At 36.9% G+C, this 18,389-nt stretch carries 13 protein-coding genes; 9 read left to right on the top strand and 4 right to left on the bottom strand.

Annotated features, from left to right (window positions below):
• The first annotated feature begins 62 nt into the window (after positions 1 to 62).
• The 3 genes from efp to C7K43_RS06535 all read left to right on the top strand — a co-directional run bounded on the left by efp (position 63) and on the right by C7K43_RS06535 (position 3,511).
• Positions 63 to 629: an elongation factor P gene (efp, locus tag C7K43_RS06545; RefSeq protein ID WP_124006134.1), complete on the top strand. Its 567-nt coding sequence runs from the start codon at positions 63 to 65 to the stop codon at positions 627 to 629.
• Positions 630 to 1,119: 490 nt separating this feature from the next.
• Positions 1,120 to 2,448, top strand: coding sequence for an electron transport complex subunit RsxC (rsxC, locus tag C7K43_RS06540; RefSeq protein ID WP_168711995.1), 1,329 nt, complete (start codon positions 1,120 to 1,122; stop codon positions 2,446 to 2,448).
• A gap of 4 nt (positions 2,449 to 2,452) precedes the next feature.
• Positions 2,453 to 3,511: an RnfABCDGE type electron transport complex subunit D gene (locus C7K43_RS06535; RefSeq protein WP_124006133.1), complete on the top strand. Its 1,059-nt coding sequence runs from the start codon at positions 2,453 to 2,455 to the stop codon at positions 3,509 to 3,511.
• 324 nt (positions 3,512 to 3,835) lie between these two features.
• On the opposite strand, the gene C7K43_RS06530 is transcribed toward C7K43_RS06535, so the two are convergent.
• Both C7K43_RS06530 and C7K43_RS06525 read right to left on the bottom strand, forming a co-directional pair.
• A complete protein-coding gene (locus C7K43_RS06530; protein WP_124006132.1) occupies positions 3,836 to 5,449 on the bottom strand; it encodes an ABC transporter permease in 1,614 nt (537 codons plus the stop codon).
• Positions 5,450 to 5,473: 24 nt separating this feature from the next.
• Positions 5,474 to 6,355 (bottom strand): ABC transporter ATP-binding protein, encoded by an 882-nt coding sequence (locus C7K43_RS06525; protein WP_124006131.1) that lies wholly within the window; start codon positions 6,353 to 6,355, stop codon positions 5,474 to 5,476.
• A gap of 262 nt (positions 6,356 to 6,617) precedes the next feature.
• Between C7K43_RS06525 and C7K43_RS06520 the strand changes: the two genes are divergently transcribed.
• A complete protein-coding gene (locus C7K43_RS06520; protein WP_124007252.1) occupies positions 6,618 to 7,217 on the top strand; it encodes a TetR/AcrR family transcriptional regulator in 600 nt (199 codons plus the stop codon).
• A 420-nt stretch (positions 7,218 to 7,637) separates the two neighbouring features.
• A complete protein-coding gene (locus C7K43_RS06515) occupies positions 7,638 to 8,846 on the top strand; it encodes a chloride channel protein (protein WP_124006130.1) in 1,209 nt (402 codons plus the stop codon).
• Positions 8,847 to 8,869: 23 nt separating this feature from the next.
• Here the strand turns inward: C7K43_RS06515 and C7K43_RS06510 are convergent, their stop codons facing one another.
• Together C7K43_RS06510 and C7K43_RS06505 are read right to left on the bottom strand one after the other, a co-directional pair.
• Complete coding sequence (locus C7K43_RS06510) at positions 8,870 to 9,160, bottom strand: GIY-YIG nuclease family protein (RefSeq protein WP_124006129.1); 291 nt, start codon at positions 9,158 to 9,160, stop codon at positions 8,870 to 8,872.
• Positions 9,150 to 9,887, bottom strand: coding sequence for a tRNA1(Val) (adenine(37)-N6)-methyltransferase (locus C7K43_RS06505; protein ID WP_124006128.1), 738 nt, complete (start codon positions 9,885 to 9,887; stop codon positions 9,150 to 9,152). The genes C7K43_RS06510 and C7K43_RS06505 overlap by 11 nt, the downstream gene beginning before the upstream one ends.
• 150 nt (positions 9,888 to 10,037) lie before the next feature.
• Between C7K43_RS06505 and C7K43_RS06500 the strand changes: the two genes are divergently transcribed.
• The 4 genes from C7K43_RS06500 (at position 10,038) to C7K43_RS06485 (ending at position 18,182) form a co-directional block, all read left to right on the top strand.
• Positions 10,038 to 10,655, top strand: a complete 618-nt coding sequence (locus C7K43_RS06500; protein ID WP_124006127.1) for a lysophospholipid acyltransferase family protein — start codon at positions 10,038 to 10,040, stop codon at positions 10,653 to 10,655.
• A gap of 102 nt (positions 10,656 to 10,757) precedes the next feature.
• Positions 10,758 to 11,894 carry an exonuclease SbcCD subunit D gene (locus C7K43_RS06495; RefSeq protein ID WP_124007251.1) on the top strand — a complete coding sequence of 379 codons (1,137 nt, stop codon included), beginning with the start codon at positions 10,758 to 10,760 and terminating at the stop codon, positions 11,892 to 11,894.
• Positions 11,884 to 14,997, top strand: coding sequence for an AAA family ATPase (locus C7K43_RS06490; protein WP_124006126.1), 3,114 nt, complete (start codon positions 11,884 to 11,886; stop codon positions 14,995 to 14,997). Before C7K43_RS06495 ends, C7K43_RS06490 begins: the two co-directional genes overlap by 11 nt.
• Before the next feature lie 17 nt (positions 14,998 to 15,014).
• The gene (locus C7K43_RS06485; protein ID WP_124006125.1) at positions 15,015 to 18,182 is read left to right on the top strand and encodes a DEAD/DEAH box helicase; all 3,168 of its coding nucleotides are present in this window, start codon (positions 15,015 to 15,017) and stop codon (positions 18,180 to 18,182) included.
• Positions 18,183 to 18,389: the final 207 nt, after the last annotated feature.

Below are 18,389 nucleotides of genomic sequence, written 5' to 3'. Positions count from 1 at the left end.
ATTGATGGGCTTTTGTGTTAGTATGGTAAAGGATGATTCTTACGAACAAAGGAGAATGAATTATGATTGCAGCAAGTGATTTAAAAGCTGGGATGACATTTGTCCAAAAAGATGGCAAATTAATTAAAGTGTTAGAAGCTAGTCATCATAAACCAGGTAAAGGAAATACAGTTATGCGCATGAAACTAAGAGATGTGCGCTCAGGCACAACATATGATACGACTTTCCGTCCAGAAGATAAGTTTGAACAAGCAATGATTGAAACAAGAACGGTACAATTTTTGTATGAAATGGATAATACCGCTTATTTCATGGACATGGAATCCTATGAACAATATGAAATTCCAACTGAAAATATTGCAGAGGAAATGAAATATTTGTTAGAAAACATGGAAGTAAAAATCCAATTTTTTGGCAGTGAAGTCATCGGCATTCAATTACCAACTACGGTTGAACTACGTGTAACAGAAACCCAACCTTCGATTAAAGGAGCTACTGTAACTGGTTCTGGTAAACCAGCAACATTAGAAACAGGTTTAGTGGTAAATGTGCCCGATTTTGTAGAAGAAGGCGAATTATTAGAAATCAACACGCAAGAAGGCTCTTATGTCAAACGTGCTGGTAAATAAGTTATAACTGTGAAAGCAAAGTTATTCCCAAAATGAATTAGAAAATTAACAGCTTCTGTGTGCCTAGTTGCATACAGAAGCTTTTTTGTAGTATAGAAAATAAAAAATAGCATTTATTAAATGAACTTTCAGCGAAGTAAGTAACAAGGATCACAAATGGTTCTGAAATAATTTGCTGAGAGCTTTTTTCGTACTTTTTACATAAATAAGCGGTTATTTTACATTACCTATAAAAATAATTTTGTATTACTCATAACTAAATCCATAGTGTTTTTGGATATTCAAACAAAGAAAGTAATTGATCTCGTCTTTTTATTTAAGTATGTATAATGTATACTGTAATTAGTATAATTAACTGTTTATCTTCCTTGAAAACATGAGTTTAATCAGAAAATCATTGCATAATTAGGGTGGAAAATGAAGGCGGTCACATATACTTTGTAATGATTATAAAGTATGTAGGGTTAATAATTTAGAAAGGAGGCAACATATGGAATTTTCATTTATGTATAAAGAAGGCGGAGCACACCCCGATGAACAGAAAGGGTTTACCGATAGTAAACCTATTGTAGAAGCTTCAGTGCCTAAAATAATGGTTTATCCCATTGCGATGCACATTGGAGCGCCGGCTGATCCTATTGTTGAAGTGGGCGATCAAGTGAAAGTAGGCCAAATGGTTGCAAAAGAAGGTGGCTTTGTTTCAGCTCATGTTTACTCATCAGTTTCTGGTGAAGTTGTGGCAATTGAAAAACGGCCGCAAGCTGGAGGCGGCGAAGTTGATAGTGTCATTGTAAAAAATGATTATGCATACACCAGAGCTGAGCCGATCGTTAAACCAGGCCATTCAAGTGAAATGACAAACAAAAAAATCATAGATACGATTAGAAAAGCAGGTATTGTGGGAATGGGTGGGGCCACTTTTCCGGCTGCGGTTAAGCTAGCTCCTCCGGAAGAAGCCAAAATTGACACCATTATACTTAATGGCGCTGAATGCGAACCGTACTCTACCTCGGACCATCGGGTGATGTTTGAATATACGGACGAGGTTATTAAAGGTATTGATATCGTTTCACAATTATATCCTGACTTAAAAAATATTTATATCGGGATAGAAGATAACAAAAAAGATGTGAAAAAAGCGTTGGAAAAAGCAACAGCAGATAATAAAAAGGTGACTGTGCAAACACTAAAAGCAATGTACCCTCAAGGATCTGAAAAAAATTTGATTAAAAGTCTGACTGGACGAGAAGTCCAACCAGGCGAATTGCCAGCAGATGTACATGTCATTTTACTAAACGTTTCCAGCGCAAGGGCTGTTTATCATGCTTGTGAACTTGGCGAACCCTTGCTTGAACGTGTCATTTCTGTTTCTGGCACACCGATTAGAAATCCCCAAAATCTTAAAGTAAGAATTGGCACCCCTATAGAGTCTGTAATTGATGATTGTGAAGGATTTTCTGAAATCCCAGGAAAAGTTTTATCTGGAGGTCCGATGATGGGACGAGCAGTCGGTGATTTAAGTGTTCCTATCAGCAAAGGGATGACTGCAGTCTCAGTCTTAACTCGCCAAGAAGCGCAAATCGATGAGCCAGAAGATTGTATTATGTGTGCAGAATGCTTACATGTTTGTCCTGTAAGTTTACAACCGATCTTAATTTCTGAAGCTTTTGAACGCGGGGATATTGAAAAAGCTGAGAAGTTAGGAGCAATGGATTGTATCGAATGTGGTAATTGTTCTTTTATTTGTCCCTCTAAGATTCCGTTATTAGATAATATTCGTGGGGCCAAAGCAGCCATTCAAGCGAAACAGGAGGGATGAGCATATGGATAATTCAATTGATATGAAAAAAGCGCAGAACAAATTGCAAGTAGGCCCTTCACCTCACATTCGCACAAGGCGGACAACTAAAAGTATTATGATCGAAATGTTGATAGCCTTAGTTCCGCCAATGATTGCGGCTGTTTATTTCTTTGGCTGGGGGGTGTTCATTCAATTAGTTGTTGCAAGCGGTGTTGCGGTTTTATCAGAATACGTATTTCAAAAAATGACGCACCGAAAAGTAACGATTAGTGATTGTAGCGCTTTAGTTACAGGAACCTTATTGGGATTAAGTTTTCCAGTTACAGTGCCACTTTGGGTGGTAACAGTGACTTCTATTTTCGCTATTGTCGTTGTTAAGCAATGGAATGCTGGTTTGGGAAATGGTGGCATAGGACGTAACTACTTAAATCCTGCTGTAACCGCGCGTGTATGTGCGAAAATATTCTTTACGCCATTTTTCACTGATTGGATATTACCGACTGGTTTTTTGGGTGGTCCTTATGGTGGCGTTGATGCTGTTTCTTCTTCGACGCCACTAGAATTTATTGGCCATGGCGCCCAGTCAGTTTCTAACCAGGTTCCAGCTTTAAGAGAATTATTTTTGGGAGCCAATTTAGGCGGAAATATTGGGGAAACATCTAAATTAGCGATTTTGGTTGGGATGTTGTATTTAATTTTTCGACGTATAATCAGCCCCAAAATTCCTCTTTTATTTATTGGTTCAACTGTGTTAGTCATGTGTTTTTGGGGAAGTTTTGATTTAGAGTTTATGCTTACCCATGCCTTAACTGGAACGTTATTTTTTGGCGCAACGTATATGGCTACTGACTATAGTTCGGGTGCATTAACTCCAGGAGGAAAAACGGTATTTGCGATTGGAGGGGGCGTGTTAACGGCTCTCTTGCGGATTGTATTTGACTATCCAGGCGGCCTAGGTATTGCCATTATTATTATGAACATTTGTGCACCATTTATCGATCAAAAGCTAATGCCTAGAATTTACGGCCATAAGAAACGACCAGAGGTGAAATTTGATCGACAAAGTCCTAATCAATTATAGAAAATAAAACTGCGTTACAAGTTATTATCTTGTACGCAGTTTTTTGGCTAGTAAGGAAGTATAATTTTTTATCTTGAAAGGAAGACTATATAATAACTTTATTAGGTGAAAAAATTTTAGAAACCAGACAAAACGTTATCCAAGAATAGAATCATAGATAATGAAATACTAAAACGTTATCCGAAATTGAAAAATTGGATAACGTTTTAGACATTTGTTCTCCGAGAATGCTCCTAATTATCGATAATGAGATAGAAATGAATAGTATTAGGGGTCTGATAGTTGAGTAAGTGAAAGAGAGGATTAATAATTTGCAATATTCTGCTAAGCACCCTCAATCAAATCACGTCGATTATAGCCTAGATAGCCGAGGAACATGAGTGCTATACTGATGGCTGTGATGGCAAAGAAAGCAATCGGTTCAAAGTTATCCATCGGCATATGAGCAAGCCAGTTCTCAACGGCAGTATTAAGAAACCACTCGGGCAAGTCAATAATATCTCCGAAATAACTCAGTATAAAAGAGTATCCAAGATAAATATAAACCACTTTCCCCAATTTTGGCGCCCATCCAAGTGCTAGGCTTGCAAGAGCTGTATAAAATAAAACACTTGGTAAAAGATTATAGCCAGCAGCAAGAAAATCTAATAGATTCATTGAAGAATTATTATCCATTGAAAGAAGAGCTGTACTTCCAAGCCCACCTGCAGCTAATAAAATATCTGTGAGTCCGCAGAAAATCGCTAGCATAACAGTTGTCCAATAGAGTTTACTGCGCGATACTTTTGTTGCGAAAAATTGACTTAAATACTGACGGCTTTCTTCTGAAAATAATTTGTTCACGACGCTGATAGGTAAAATAGAAACTAAGAAAATCATCACTAACATAATCGTGCTGGTAAATGATTCTTCAATGGAAATACCAGAAGCAGTAAACATTTGTTGGATGAGTTCATTGCTTTCTATAAAGCTTGCCATATCACCATAAATAGCCCCATAGGCAACGCCCATAATGACAAAAGCTACCAACCAAGCAATAATGACGCCTTTATTAATTTTGATAAATAAACCTGGAACAGATAATAAAGATCTTTTGGCATGTTCTCTACCTTCTTTTTCCGGTAAATAACCACTTCCCATATCTCGTTTTCCTTCGAGTGTAAAAGCAATGATGATGGCAATTAAACTAAAAATAATAGCAAAAACAAGAATGGACCAGTTATTTTCAGTAAAAGGATACGTTAAGTAAGACCAACCTAGAGGATTAAATAGAGACAAATCAATATTTGAAACATCAGTGCTTGCACGAATAATATACAAAAGCCCTACGATTCCTAGCGATGCACCTGTTGCTCCGGAAGAATTTGGCATGATTTGTGCCATGATCAGAGCTATTGCTGCTCCAATAATACCTGCCATAGCTATAGTAGATCCAAACAATAAAGAACCTTCAACAGAAATGGTATCAACATTAAAGCTGATCATGATACTGCTAATAAAGATCGCTAATAAAACATTAATAAGTATTGTTTCGATAATAGTCGCAAGAGAATTCGCTTGGCGTCCCACTTGAAACGAACGGACAAGTTCAGTTAATCCAAGGTCTTCTTCTTTGCGAGTATGACTTATCACATGCAAAGTGGCAATGATCATAGAAAATAAACTGCAAAATAGCAACATTTCATGAGCATACATCGCTCCTAATGTATAACCGGCAGCTGAATTTATGGATGTCGGTCCTACCATTGATATCATCGCAGGGTTTTGTAGCGTTTCATACATCCCTTGCAATCCGTCCCCTTTTGCCATTTCTTCAAAAGCTGGAACGAAAGCTGCTGAGAATAGTCCAACGCCTAATATCCAGAGAATGATTTTCTGCCAGTCCCTTTTGAAATATTGGATGAGTAGAGTAAATGTTCGGTTAAATTTTTCCTGCACTGTATTTTTCCCTCCTTTCAACGCTTAGCCTTTGTAATGACGCATAAACAGATCTTCAAGAGTAGGGGGTATGGATTCGAATTTTTTAACTCCCAATTTACTTGCTTCTAATAAAATATCATCAAGAAACTTATTCTCAGCAGAAAATACGGCTTGATTACCAGTTTGCTGAAAATTATGCACGCCATTTGTTTCAGCCATTTTGGCCACGTCTTTTTCTGTGACTAAAGTTACCGTAGGACGTGTTAAATGTCGTAGGTCATCAAGGGTACCTGATTCCACGATTTCCCCTTGGCGGATAATGACGATTTTATCTGCTAGATGTTCTACTTCATTTAAAATATGTGAGGAGAGTAAAATTGTTTTACCTGCATCTTTGATTTTTTGCACTTCTTCTTGAAAAACAGCCCCCATCAATGGATCAAGTCCAGAAGTAGGTTCATCAAAGATATACAAATCTGATTGAACAGACAGTGCAGCAATTAACCCGACTTTTTGTCGATTTCCTTTTGAGTATCCTTTGGCTTTTTTCTTTGGGTCTAGTTCAAAGCGTTGAATGAGTTCATCGCGTTTTTGTTTATCTCCGCTACCGTGCAATTTCATAAATAAATCAATGATCTCTCCACCGGTAAGATTCTCCCAAAGCGACACGTCACCTGGAACATAAGAAATGCGTTTGTGTATCGCAAGACTCTCCTTCCATACGTCTTTTCCGAAAATTTCTGCTTGTCCTGCGCTTCGTTTAATAATGCCTAACAGAATACGAATGGTCGTAGATTTTCCAGCACCATTAGGTCCAATAAAGCCTACAACTTCGCCTGTTCCTACAGAAAAAGTTACATCATTTAAAGCTTGAAACTTCCCAAACTTTTTTTGTACATTTTCTGTCTTAATGATTTCTTTCATATTTTTGTAGCCTCCTTGTCTTTTTAAATTCGCTCATAGTGAAGTTCTAAATATTACTTTAAGTTTAGTTAAAAACTATATTCGACTTTTTAGTTTTTAATTAATGATTAATACCTATAAATAAAGACTATAAACCTTTTATAAGTTTAATATTATTATATTTTTACCACATAGTCAATATTGAAGGAGAAAAATAGGGTTGATAGTTTTTATTTTTGCGTATAACATAGAAGAAAATAACAGGAAGAAAGTAGGTATTATTTTGAATGGCTTTGAAAAACGCAGAGAGGAAAAAGAAAAGCAGATTCTAGAAGCGACTTTTAACTTACTGAATACAAATGATAGCAATAAAGACAATATAACAATGGAAAGAATAGCTAAAGAAGCTAACGTTGGGAAAACGACGATTTTTAAGTATTTTGATAATAAAGAAAACCTTATTCGTAAAGTATTTAAAAATTATATAGAAGAAATGATTGAAGAAGCTAGAGAAATTGTCTATCAAAATAAACCTTTTGATGAAACACTAGTCGCATTGAGCCAAAATAAAATTGGTTATTTGAATAAGATTACCCAACAATTTTATTTAGAGATGATGGCCTATATGACCGAAAAAAAAGATGATGAATTAACTTTTTTGATAAATCAGTATGTTAAGGAAAATCAAGAGATGATGCTTGATTTGTTTTATCGGGGACGTAAAGAAGGAAAAGTGGCTCTAAAATATTCGGATGAATTTTTGATTTATTTTTTTCAAGCAATGGTAGAGGGGCTGTCAAATCCTGATGTATATGAAAAGATGAAACCATACGTATCAGAGTGGACAGATATATTAATTAAAGGCGTTGCTCCTGATAGATAAAGAAATTGACTAACTGAGGTTTTGTAGTGGGCGAAAAATCGCTGTTCCTGTAATTAGACTGTGTCAGTCGCGTTTTTTTATGGTCTTTATTATAATTTCATTAGTCTTTTATGTTGCGAGGAGAAAATGAATGAAATGATCCCTGACTTTGTCCCATAATTCTATGGCTTATATTGAAGTTAAATTATGATCATGCTAATATTTAAAAAAGGGATGGTACTCCCTATAATTACCGAGAACGGTTGATGGTACCTGTTATATATTAGAGTTTATTTAGCGTACAATGAATGTGTATTGCTTAAATGGATTTTGGTATGTAACAGGCTTTTTTGTTTTTTAAAGTTAGAAAAGGATTTATTACAAACAGATTTTAGACTGCATTAAGTCGATTATATAGTAAAGCGAAGGCAAGGTGTCGGTATGAAAAGAGTTCCATTTATTAAAAGTGACCTAGGGATGATGTTAATTTTAAGCGTTCTGATTGGTATCGTTGTGGGAGCAATAGATACTGTCTTTGGACGAATTTTAATTTATTTAACTGATTTTCGGAGTGAACATTCTTTATTACTTATTCCGTTTTTAGCGCCAGCAGGAATGATTTTTACCTATTACTTTTTGAAATATGGCAAAAATAGTTCAAAAGGAATGGGCCTGGTTTTTAAAGCGGGACATCAAGAAGAAGACAATATTCCCAAAAGGCTAGTTCCTTTTGTTATCTTGGGAACTTGGGTTACGCACTTATTTGGTGGCAGTGCAGGTCGGGAAGGGGTCGCTATTCAAGTGGGCGCTAGTATTTCATTGGCTGCTAGTTCATTTATGAAGCGAGTCGACGCTAGTCAATTTATTATCATGGGAATGGCAGCAGGTTTTGCTGGCTTATTTGAGACGCCAATTGCTGCGAGCTTTTTTGCGTTAGAAGTACTAACTGTCGGCGCACTTCGTTATGATGCACTGTTACCGACGTTATTTGCCGCTTTTGCTGCCGATGTTACCTCGAAGTGGCTAGGTCTAGAAAAATTTTCGGTAGCGATTGAAAATGCACCAAGTATTGATGCTGGAATTTTTATTAAACTCATTATTTTAGGTATTATTTTTGGGCTATGTGGTGGTGCGTTTTCAAGCGCATTAAATAAAATGAAAAATCTATTTGTTGAAAAGCTTCCGAACCCAGTACGTAGAGTTGGAATTGTTGGGGGCTTACTGAGTTTATTGCTATTACTGTTATTTTCTGGGCGCTATGCTGGTTTAGGAACCAATTTGATCGATGCTAGTTTTTCTGCTAGCACTATTAATCCTTACGATTGGTTGTTAAAAGCCGTTTTAACGATTTTGACAGTAGCTGCGGGCTTCCAAGGTGGGGAAGTAACTCCATTATTTGCCATAGGATCAACTTTAGGAGTAGTCTTAAGTAGCTTTTTTGGATTACCTACAGCTTTCGTTGCGGCTTTAGGATACGTCAGTGTTTTTGGTAGTGCAACGAATACTTTCTTAGCACCTATAATGATTGGCGCTGAGGTATTTGGTTTTGAAAATCTTCCTTATTTCTTTATTGTTTCCAGCGTTGCCTTTGTCTTTAATGGCAATAAAAGCATCTATGGAAATCAAAAAGTTGCTGCTATATTACAATAAAAAATGTCTGGCATTTACTCTGTTTAGAGCGCTTTATGCCAGACGTTTTTATCTTGATGCAAGCGTAAATAAGTCTCTTTTTCTGCACGTGATAACTTCTTAAAAAAGGCTTCAGCTTTTGTTGCTTGGCTTCTTGTTTCAAACATTTCAGCATGAATAATATCCAGAGGGCGGCGACTTTTGGGGTGTGTATATTTGGCGCCGATTCCTTGATTATGTTCTTTTAAACGTCGCGTGAGATCCGTTGTATAGCCGCCATAAAAGCTGTTGTCTTTACAAAGCAGCACATAAAAATATTGCTTTTTATTCTCCATAGAGCAACCTACGCGTTTCTAAGGAATAATTACCGGCAGCATCGTAGGTAAACATAGGTGGGAGGACTTTGAAACCATCTGTTTTCCCGTCTTTTATTCCTTCAATTAATAGAATATTAGCATCTTTTCCCGCTTTAGGGTATACAAACTGCACTCGTTTAGGGGCTAAGCGATTTTTCTTCATCAGGTCAATAACTTCTAAAAAACGCTCTGGCCGATGAACCATAGCAAAATGACCGTTCATTTTTAATAACTTAGAAGAAATAAACAAAACTTCATCTAAATTGGTATGGATTTCATGGCGTGCTGTGGCATAGTAAGGATTTGGATTTTTGTGATTTGTGGGTAAATTTTTAAAATAAGGTGGATTGCAAAGGACTAAATCACACGAATCGCTGGAAATCTTGTTTAAACTGTCTTTTAGATTGATTGGTAAAACATCGATTTGATCTTCTAAATGATTTAATTGAACGCTGCGCTGCGCCATATCTGCTAATCTTTCTTGGATTTCAATCTGATAAATCCTACTTTTTGTTTTTTTAGCCACAAATAAACCCACGGCGCCATTACCGGCGCATAAATCAACAACTATTCCTTTTTTAGGAATGTTGGGGAAATTGGCCAATAATACGGCGTCCAATGAAAAGGAAAAAACGTTTGAACTTTGAATAATCTTAACATCTTTGGCATAAAGTTGGTCAATACGCTCATCTTCTTTTAAACACATGTAGCAGCTATCTCCTTATATATATTTCCCAAGTATTATACCTTTTTTTCTTAAAAATTAAAATGAAGCTCGAATAAAAAACTTGTCAAATTGATGTTTTTCTTGCATACTATTTTTAGAATCAAAAGTTTGTATTGAAGGAAAGAGACTATGTTTTTTATATTTATGCGCGGTCTAGTCAAGGTGCTTTTATTTTTAATTAATGGGAATGCTCATTATGAAAAAAAAGATTTGTTGCCGCAAGATGAAAATTATATTTTAGTTGCCCCCCATAGAACATGGTGGGAACCGCTTTACCTGGCTGTAGCGGCAAGCCCTAAAAAATTTGCGTTTATGGCCAAAGAAGAATTATTTAAAAATCCGATTTTACGGTTTATTTTGGTGCATGCCAATGCATTTGCCGTGAAAAGAGATAATCCGGGACCTAGCACCATTAAAACGCCGGTAAAATTATTACGCAATACGGACCTAAGTTTACTGATGTTTCCCAGTGGTACCCGACATTCATCACAGTTAAAAGGAGGTACAGTAGTCATCAGTCGTATGGCGAAAGTACGGATTGTCCCTTGTGTCTATCAAGGCCCGTTGACGTTGAAGGATTTATTTAAGAGAAAACGTGTTACAGTCCGCTTTGGCGAAGCCATTGATCTTAGCGATATCAAAAAAACGGATGAAGCAGGGATGCAAGTGGTTGAACAACGGTTACAAGCATCTTTTGATCAATTAGATAAAGCCATTGATCCTAATTTTCATTATGAAGCAAAATAGCAATAAGTGCAGCGCTGCAAGATAGGTGCTGTACTTTTTTGTCTTTAGATGAACGAAAAAAGTGGTATAATAATGGGACAGACATTTTTAGGAGTGAAAGCTGTGCGTTTTTTACATACAGGTGATTGGCATATCGGAAAGAAACTTCACGGTTATGATTTGTTGTCTGATCAAAAAGAAATCATTGATCAGATTTTAGCTATTGCACTTGAGCAGAAAGTTGATGCAATAGTCATTGCTGGAGATCTATACGACCGTAGTGTGCCCAGTGTAGAGGCATGTGAGTTGCTCAATCAAGCATTTATTAAGATTAATTTGGAAAAAAAGTTTCCAATTTTAGCCATTTCTGGCAATCATGATTCGGCGGTTCGTTTAAGTACTGGGATGCCGTGGTATGAACAAACAAATTTTCATTTGTATACGGAGTTGAAGCAATCCTTTACTCCCATTGAAATAGGCGATACTCAATTCTTCTTGCTTCCATATTTTGAACCCATTGCTGCGCGTATTTATTTTGCAGAAGAACACTTGACCTTACAAGATGCGATGGAAAAAATTATTGAAAAAATGCAAGAATCCTTTAATTCCGGTAAAAAGCAAGTGCTTGTGACCCATTTTTTTGTGGCAGGGAGTAGTCGATGTGATTCTGAGACAACAATTGAAGTCGGCGGTTTAGATAGCATCCCTTATGAATTAGTTCGAGATTTTGATTATGTAGCTTTAGGTCACTTGCATTCAAAAAATGCGCTAAATACCGCAAATGCCCGCTATAGTGGTTCACCGTTAAAATTTTCACTGTCTGAAAAAGACGATCAAAAAGGTGTGTGGATCATTGACAGTCAAAGTGTGGTGCCGGAATTTCATGAGCTGCAGCCTAAGCGAGATGTTCGCACGTTGCAAGCTTCTTTTGAGTCGTTAGTTGACCCAGCTTTTTATCAACAGATGGATCGTACTTGTTTTTGGTATTTTCAATTGACCGATCGCAGCGTTATCACTAATATGATGAATCAATTGCGTGCTATCTATCCGAATATACTAGGCGTTGAACGAGTAAATGGGCGCAATGAAACAAACCAACTAAAAAAAGTACAACAGCGTAAGAATACACCGTATCACATGCTAACTTCTTTTTTTGAAGAAATCACAGGAGAAGCGTTAACTGAAAAGCAACGTTTATGGCTGGACGAAGGGCTGCAGCAAGCGGTTGATACAGAAAAGAGGGAAGAGGATGCAACCTAGAAAATTGACCTTGAAAAATTTCGGACCATTCCTTAATGAAACGGTTGATTTTAGCGATTTTCAAGCGAGTGGTTTATTTTTGATTTCTGGTAAAACAGGCGCAGGAAAGACTACAATTTTTGATGGTATGACTTTTGCCTTGTTTGGTGAGACTTCAGGTCGTTTACGTACGGGAAAAGAGATGCGTTCTACCTTTGCACCCGCTCAAGAGTTGACCGAAGTGCGTTTTAGTTTTGAACATCAGGGAATGCTCTATGAGATTGTACGTTCTCCTGAACAAATGGTAGTAAAAAAAAGAGGGAATGGTTTTACCAACCAGACCACCAAAGTGCATCTATCCATTTTTGCTGCTTCAGGAACTTTACTTGCTCAATATGGGAAAAAAAGCGAAGTGGACCAATTTATAACAGAATTATTGAATGTAAATGCGAAACAGTTTTTTCAAATTGTTTTGTTACCGCAAGGAGAATTCCGTAATTTTTTGGTTGCTTCTAGTAACGATAAAGAAAAGCTTTTGCGTAACTTATTTGGAACACAAATTTACCAACGGCTAAACGAGTGGCTTCACACGCAACAAAAGTCAATCGGAAATGAACTGACGAAACAAATTGACCAGTTAGAAAATTTGCAAGACCAATTTCAAAGCTCCTTAGAAACGCCGGCTTCTTATCAAGAAACGCTGGCACAATGGCAAAATGAGCTAGGTCAGTTAAAAAGTACAATTGCCACTGAAGAAGAAACCGTTTATCGTCAAAAAAAGGTTAAGAAAAAGGCAGAAGAAACTTTTTATGAAGGAAAAGAAGTTATTAATGCACTAAATGAATATGATAAATTAATTCAAACACAAGAAAAATTAAAAGAAAAGGAACCAGAGATTGCTCACAAAAAGCAATATTTTGCGCAACTTTCTTGGGTGAATGAGCAAAAGAATCTGCTCGCACAACAAGATGACTACCGTAAAGAAGCTCAAGAGCTGGGACATTCGTTAGAAGAAATAGCAACCTTACAGGCTGAAAATAAAAAAAATCAGGAAAAGTTAATTGCTCAAGAAAAGGCGTATGAACAATGGAAAACACAGCAAAAAGATCACCAATACGCTTTACAACGGATTAATGAACAGTTGCCCGTTGTCCAAAAAATTAATGATTTGATGAAGCAAAAAAAGCAACTTCGTTCAAATATGACACAACAACAAAATAAGATCGATGAACTTAACGAACAATTAGAAAAAAATCAAGCAACAGGAGAAACGTTGAGCCAACAAATACAGCAGAAAACGTCCGTGCAAGAGGAAGAAATTCAGCTGTATCGTGCTAGTGAACTCGTACGGCGTTTTACAGAAGCTCAAGCAGAACAAAAAAAGCAAGCGGCGGCTTATCAACAAGCGCAAGCAGAAACAGCTAAACTGCAACAGCAATTAAAAAGTTCTCAGCAAGCAGTGGAGTCCAGCAAAGAGAACCTCACAACTGCGCGTAGCGATAATGCCAAGATGCAAATTACTCGTTTACAGTTGCTATTAAAAGAAGGGGAGCCGTGTCCTGTTTGTGGTTCGCTACACCATAGCAATGTTCACTCAGAAAAGCAAACGTATACTTTGGAAGAAATTACGCAAAGTGAAGAAGTGCTGGCTCAAAGTGAAGAAGAATATACTCAAGCTTTAGAACAAAACCAAAAAATGACAGCGAGACTTGAAGCTAGTAAAAAAGAACAAGAAAAGCTCACCGCTATAGTTGAAAAAGCACAAGTAACTTTGCAGGAGTTAACTATAGAATGCGAAGCTGCTTTAGCTATCTCTGTTGCCGAAATCGAGCCACAGATACACCTGCAACAGCAACAAGATGAGTTAGAAAAGCGCAAAATAGCAATTGCAGAAGCTGAAAAAAAGCAAGCAGCCTTAAAAGAAGAAAATGAAGAATTAGCCACAACCTTGTCTCAATTGCAGGAACAATATTTAAAAGACCAGGCAGAAAACACCAAAATACTAGCTGAAAAATCTACCTTAGAAGAACAGCTAGACTATCAAAGTAGTCAAGAACTCGCAGTCCAAAAAAGTCAGTTAGAAGAAAAAATAACAAATATACAAGAAAAAATCACGGACTATGAACAGCGAAAAGAAAAATTGCAGACTGAAATGGCGACATTAAATGAACGTAAGCTACAACATCAACAACAGTCTCAACGTTTGCAAGAAAAAATGAACGATTTAAATCAAAAGTTAAGTCAAGCCAGTAAGGATAGTTCATTTACTTTATCAGAAAATGAGATGCGCCAAATGCTAGCGGAGTTAAATCAATTAAATCCATTGCGTGAAGAAATTGAACAAGACAAAAATGAACGTGAATATACGCAAAAACGTTTACGAGAACTAGAAAATTACCAACAAATGAAGCGACCCGACCTAAAACATTTGGAACAAAAAACGCAGGAAGCAGAAGAAAAATTGGAAGCATCTCAAACCTCGCTAATTCAAAAACAAGAGGCATTGCGTGCAAACCAAAAAATAATGACTGATTTTCAGCAATTATATGAAGCCAATCAAACGAAAATGGAAGAAATGAGCCAAATTAAACAGTTGGCAGAAACGATGAATGGTGATAACCTGGAAAGACTGGGTATTGAACGTTATGTTTTGCAGTCCTTTTTTGCTGAAATCTTAGAAACTGCGAATATACGATTAAATAAATTAACTCAAGGACGTTATCAATTTTTACTTGCTGATGAAAAAGGCAGCTATAAAAAATCAACAGGTCTAGAGATCAACATTTATGATGATCATGCCGGAACCAGCCGGCGGGCCCATACCTTATCCGGAGGCGAAAGTTTTATTGCTGCTTTGGCGCTAGCTTTATCATTAGGGGACGTGATTCAAAACCACGCTGGTGGAGTTGTGATCGAAACATTATTTATTGATGAAGGGTTCGGTTCATTGGATGAAGAGGCATTAGAGATGGCGATAGAAGCTTTAGAAATGGTAGAAGATGAAGGAAGGATGATTGGTATCATCAGTCATGTACGCGAGCTTAAAAGCCGTATTACTCAACAAATGGTCATAAAAACCAACGGCACAGGACAAAGTCATATTGTAACCAGTTTAACTGCATAAAGGAAGGAGGAAAACCCATGAAATGGAGTATACCTGAACGAATTATTGAAAGAGGAAGAGATTATCTAAATAATGGACGCGTACTTTCGGTAACGCCAGATCCTGAAAATCAAGTTTGGCATGCCGAAGTCTTAGGTACTGAAATATACCGTGTTGATTTAGATGCAAGTGCCAAGGAAGAAGACTATTGCCAATGCTCTTATTGGGAAGAACATGGATACTGCAAACACACGGTTTCAGTTGAATTATATTTACGAAAGCAAGGGAAGTCACGCAAAATCACTGCTTCGTCGGTGCCAAAAAGTGATAGTTTTTCTGTTTCTAAGATGTTTTCCAATGGACTGACTCATTTGGCTACTAAACAAGACCGTTCACAAACACCGCTGCAAATTGAATGTCAGTTGGATAGTATCGCGACTAACCCTTATCGTGATGAGTTGGACGTTTTAGGCATCTCTTTAAAAATTGGACAGCAGCACGGTCGTAGTTATATGATCAAAAATATTTATAAATTTCTACAAGCTTATCAAGTAGAAAAAGTTTATACCGCAAATAAACGAAACAGTTTTTATTTAAATCATAATGCTTTTACTCAAGAAACTAATGAATTACTGCAGCGCTTAGCAGACCTTGCACAAACACAAGAACTTTTAGGTCGCGCAGGGGTTTTAGTTGAAGGAAAATTAGATAAGAAATATTTACTTTTACCGGTAGAATACGCACAAGAATTTATGCAAAAGATGTCTCAGTTTCCTTTCGTATTTCAATTTGGGGAGCAAAAGGTACGTGAGCTTTCTTTCTCTGACAAAACACGAGTCCTTTTATTCCAAGTGAAAAAAGGTGAGCGCGCATTTGAATTGTCCATCCATCGTGATTTTGATAAAGTCTATCAATATTATGGTTGGGCGCTATATGAAGGACAGATCGTTGAGCTGTCTACTGAGCAAATGGATATTTATTTAACTATGGAACAACTACTTAAAAGAGTAAAAGAACCCCTAATTCCCTATCCGCAAGAAGAATTGTCGGTGTTATTCAAACAAGTTTTACCTCTTTTGAAAAAAATTGGGGAAGTTCAAGTGGAGGATGAAGTCTATCAGTATATTAGCGATGAACCATTATCTTTACGTTTTTATTTAAAAAAACGTAAGGGGATGATCGAATTAAGAATTGATAATGTGTATAACGATATCGTTTTTTCAAGTGATCCTGCTCATCAACAAGTGCCTGAAGGTCATCCTGAAGTATTACGTGATTATGAGCGAGAACAGCAGGCTAAAGCACTAGTTGAACAACTAGGTTTCAAACAAACAACGACAGGTTGGCATAAACCCATCCCTAAAGGCGAAGAATTATATCGGTTCTTTAACCAAGAGTTGTATTATATGCGACAATTAGGCGAAATTTACATGGGCAAAAAGTTACGTGAGCTATACTTGGACGGACAAAAGTATAAACCTCATATCAATGTCAGTGAATCTGGCTCCTGGTTAGATGTGTCATTTGATATTACTGGTATTGAGCAAAATGAAGTTGATTCTATTTTACAAAGTTTGATGAAAAATGCTGATTATCATACATTAGAAAATGGGCAAGTGCTTTCGCTTGATTCAGAAGAATTTCAGGAAACGAGTAAAGTACTCTCACAATTGCGTAGTTCAATACACTCTGCTAATGAGGGCGTGATGAAAGTCCCTCTAAACCAAGGGTTGCAAATTCAAGATCAATTGGCTGGTCAAGCGAACTTTAGTGAAGGCTTCCAACAAATGACCTATGATTTGACGCATCCAGAAAACTTTTCTGCCACTGTCCCTGAAGGGATTCACGCGCAACTACGTGATTACCAGGTAATTGGTTTTCGCTGGTTGAAAATGTTAGCTTATTACCAATTTGGCGGTATTTTAGCAGATGAAATGGGTCTAGGAAAAACTCTGCAAACGATTAGTTTCTTGCTTTCTGAAAAACAAGAAAAAGGAAAAATCAAAACGGTGATTGTAGCGCCAGCTAGTTTGACTTTTAACTGGCAACAAGAAATTAAACGCTTTGCCCCGTCATTGATTTCATTGGTTGTTTCGGGAAATAAAAGCGAACGACAAGATTTATTAGAACAAAATGTAGACATTTGGATTACTTCCTATGCTAGCTTACGACAAGATATCGATGATTACCGTGCGGCATCTTTAACTTATTTAATTTTGGACGAAGCACAAATGGTCAAAAATAGCGCGACCAAAACTGCTCAAGCTTTACGTTCCTTAACAATTCCCCATCGCTTTGCTTTAAGTGGTACTCCAATTGAAAATAATTTGGACGAACTGTGGTCCTTATTTCAAATGATTATGCCGGGTTTTTTCCCGAGCAGACAACAATACCGTAACTTATCGCAAGAAAAGATTGCTTCGATGATCCGTCCGTTTATTTTGAGAAGAGATAAACAGACTGTTTTACAAGATCTACCAGACAAATTAGAAACAAATTATTATAGTGCCTTGACTGATGAACAAAAGAAAGTATATTTAGCATATCTAGAGCAAATGCGCGAAGAAGTTTCTTCTATGGATACGGCAGACTTTAAGAAAAATCGGATGAGCATTTTAGCTGGTTTAACTCGTTTACGGCAAATTTGTTGTGATCCTAAGCTATTTATTGAAGACTATCAAGGTGGGTCCGGCAAATTAGAACAAGTAAAAGATTTGATCCAAGCAGCCAAAGAAAATAATCGTCGAATTTTATTATTCTCACAATTTACGAGCATGTTATCAATAATTGAAGAAGAGCTAGCTAACTTAGACATAGAAACTTTTTATTTAAGAGGAAGTACGCCTCCTAAAGATCGGATTGAAATGGTTGATGCCTTTAACAGTGGCCAGCGCGATGTATTTTTGATTTCCTTAAAAGCAGGTGGCACTGGATTGAATCTAACCGGCGCAGATACGGTCATTTTATACGACTTATGGTGGAACCCAGCTGTTGAAGAACAAGCAGCCGGACGTGCTCATCGGATTGGTCAAGAAAAAAATGTTGAAGTTTGGCGAATGATCGCTGAGGGTACAATTGAAGAACGAATGAATTATCTGCAACAAGAGAAAAAAGAACTCTTTAAAAATGTCATCCAAGGTAATGAAGCTCAACTACAACAAATGACTGAAGATGATATCCGCTCTATTTTAAGTATTGGAGAATAAAAATATTGATCAACTCCCAAGAAAGCAACTTTTGATGACTTTTCTTGGGAGTTTTTAACATAAAGAAAGCATAATTTTTAAGGTGAAAAAATGGTGAACAGTTTTTTAACGGTTTATTAAATAGTAGAAATAGTTTTCGTTACTCAATATTGTTTTATTGAGTAATGGATTTTCATAGTATTCTTCAATTTTTATGTTTGTTCAAAA

Source organism: Tetragenococcus koreensis (assembly GCF_003795145.1).
GTDB lineage: Bacteria > Bacillota > Bacilli > Lactobacillales > Enterococcaceae > Tetragenococcus > Tetragenococcus koreensis.
Note: the sequence above shows the minus strand (reverse complement) of the source record. Positions and strands in the feature narration are given on the sequence as shown.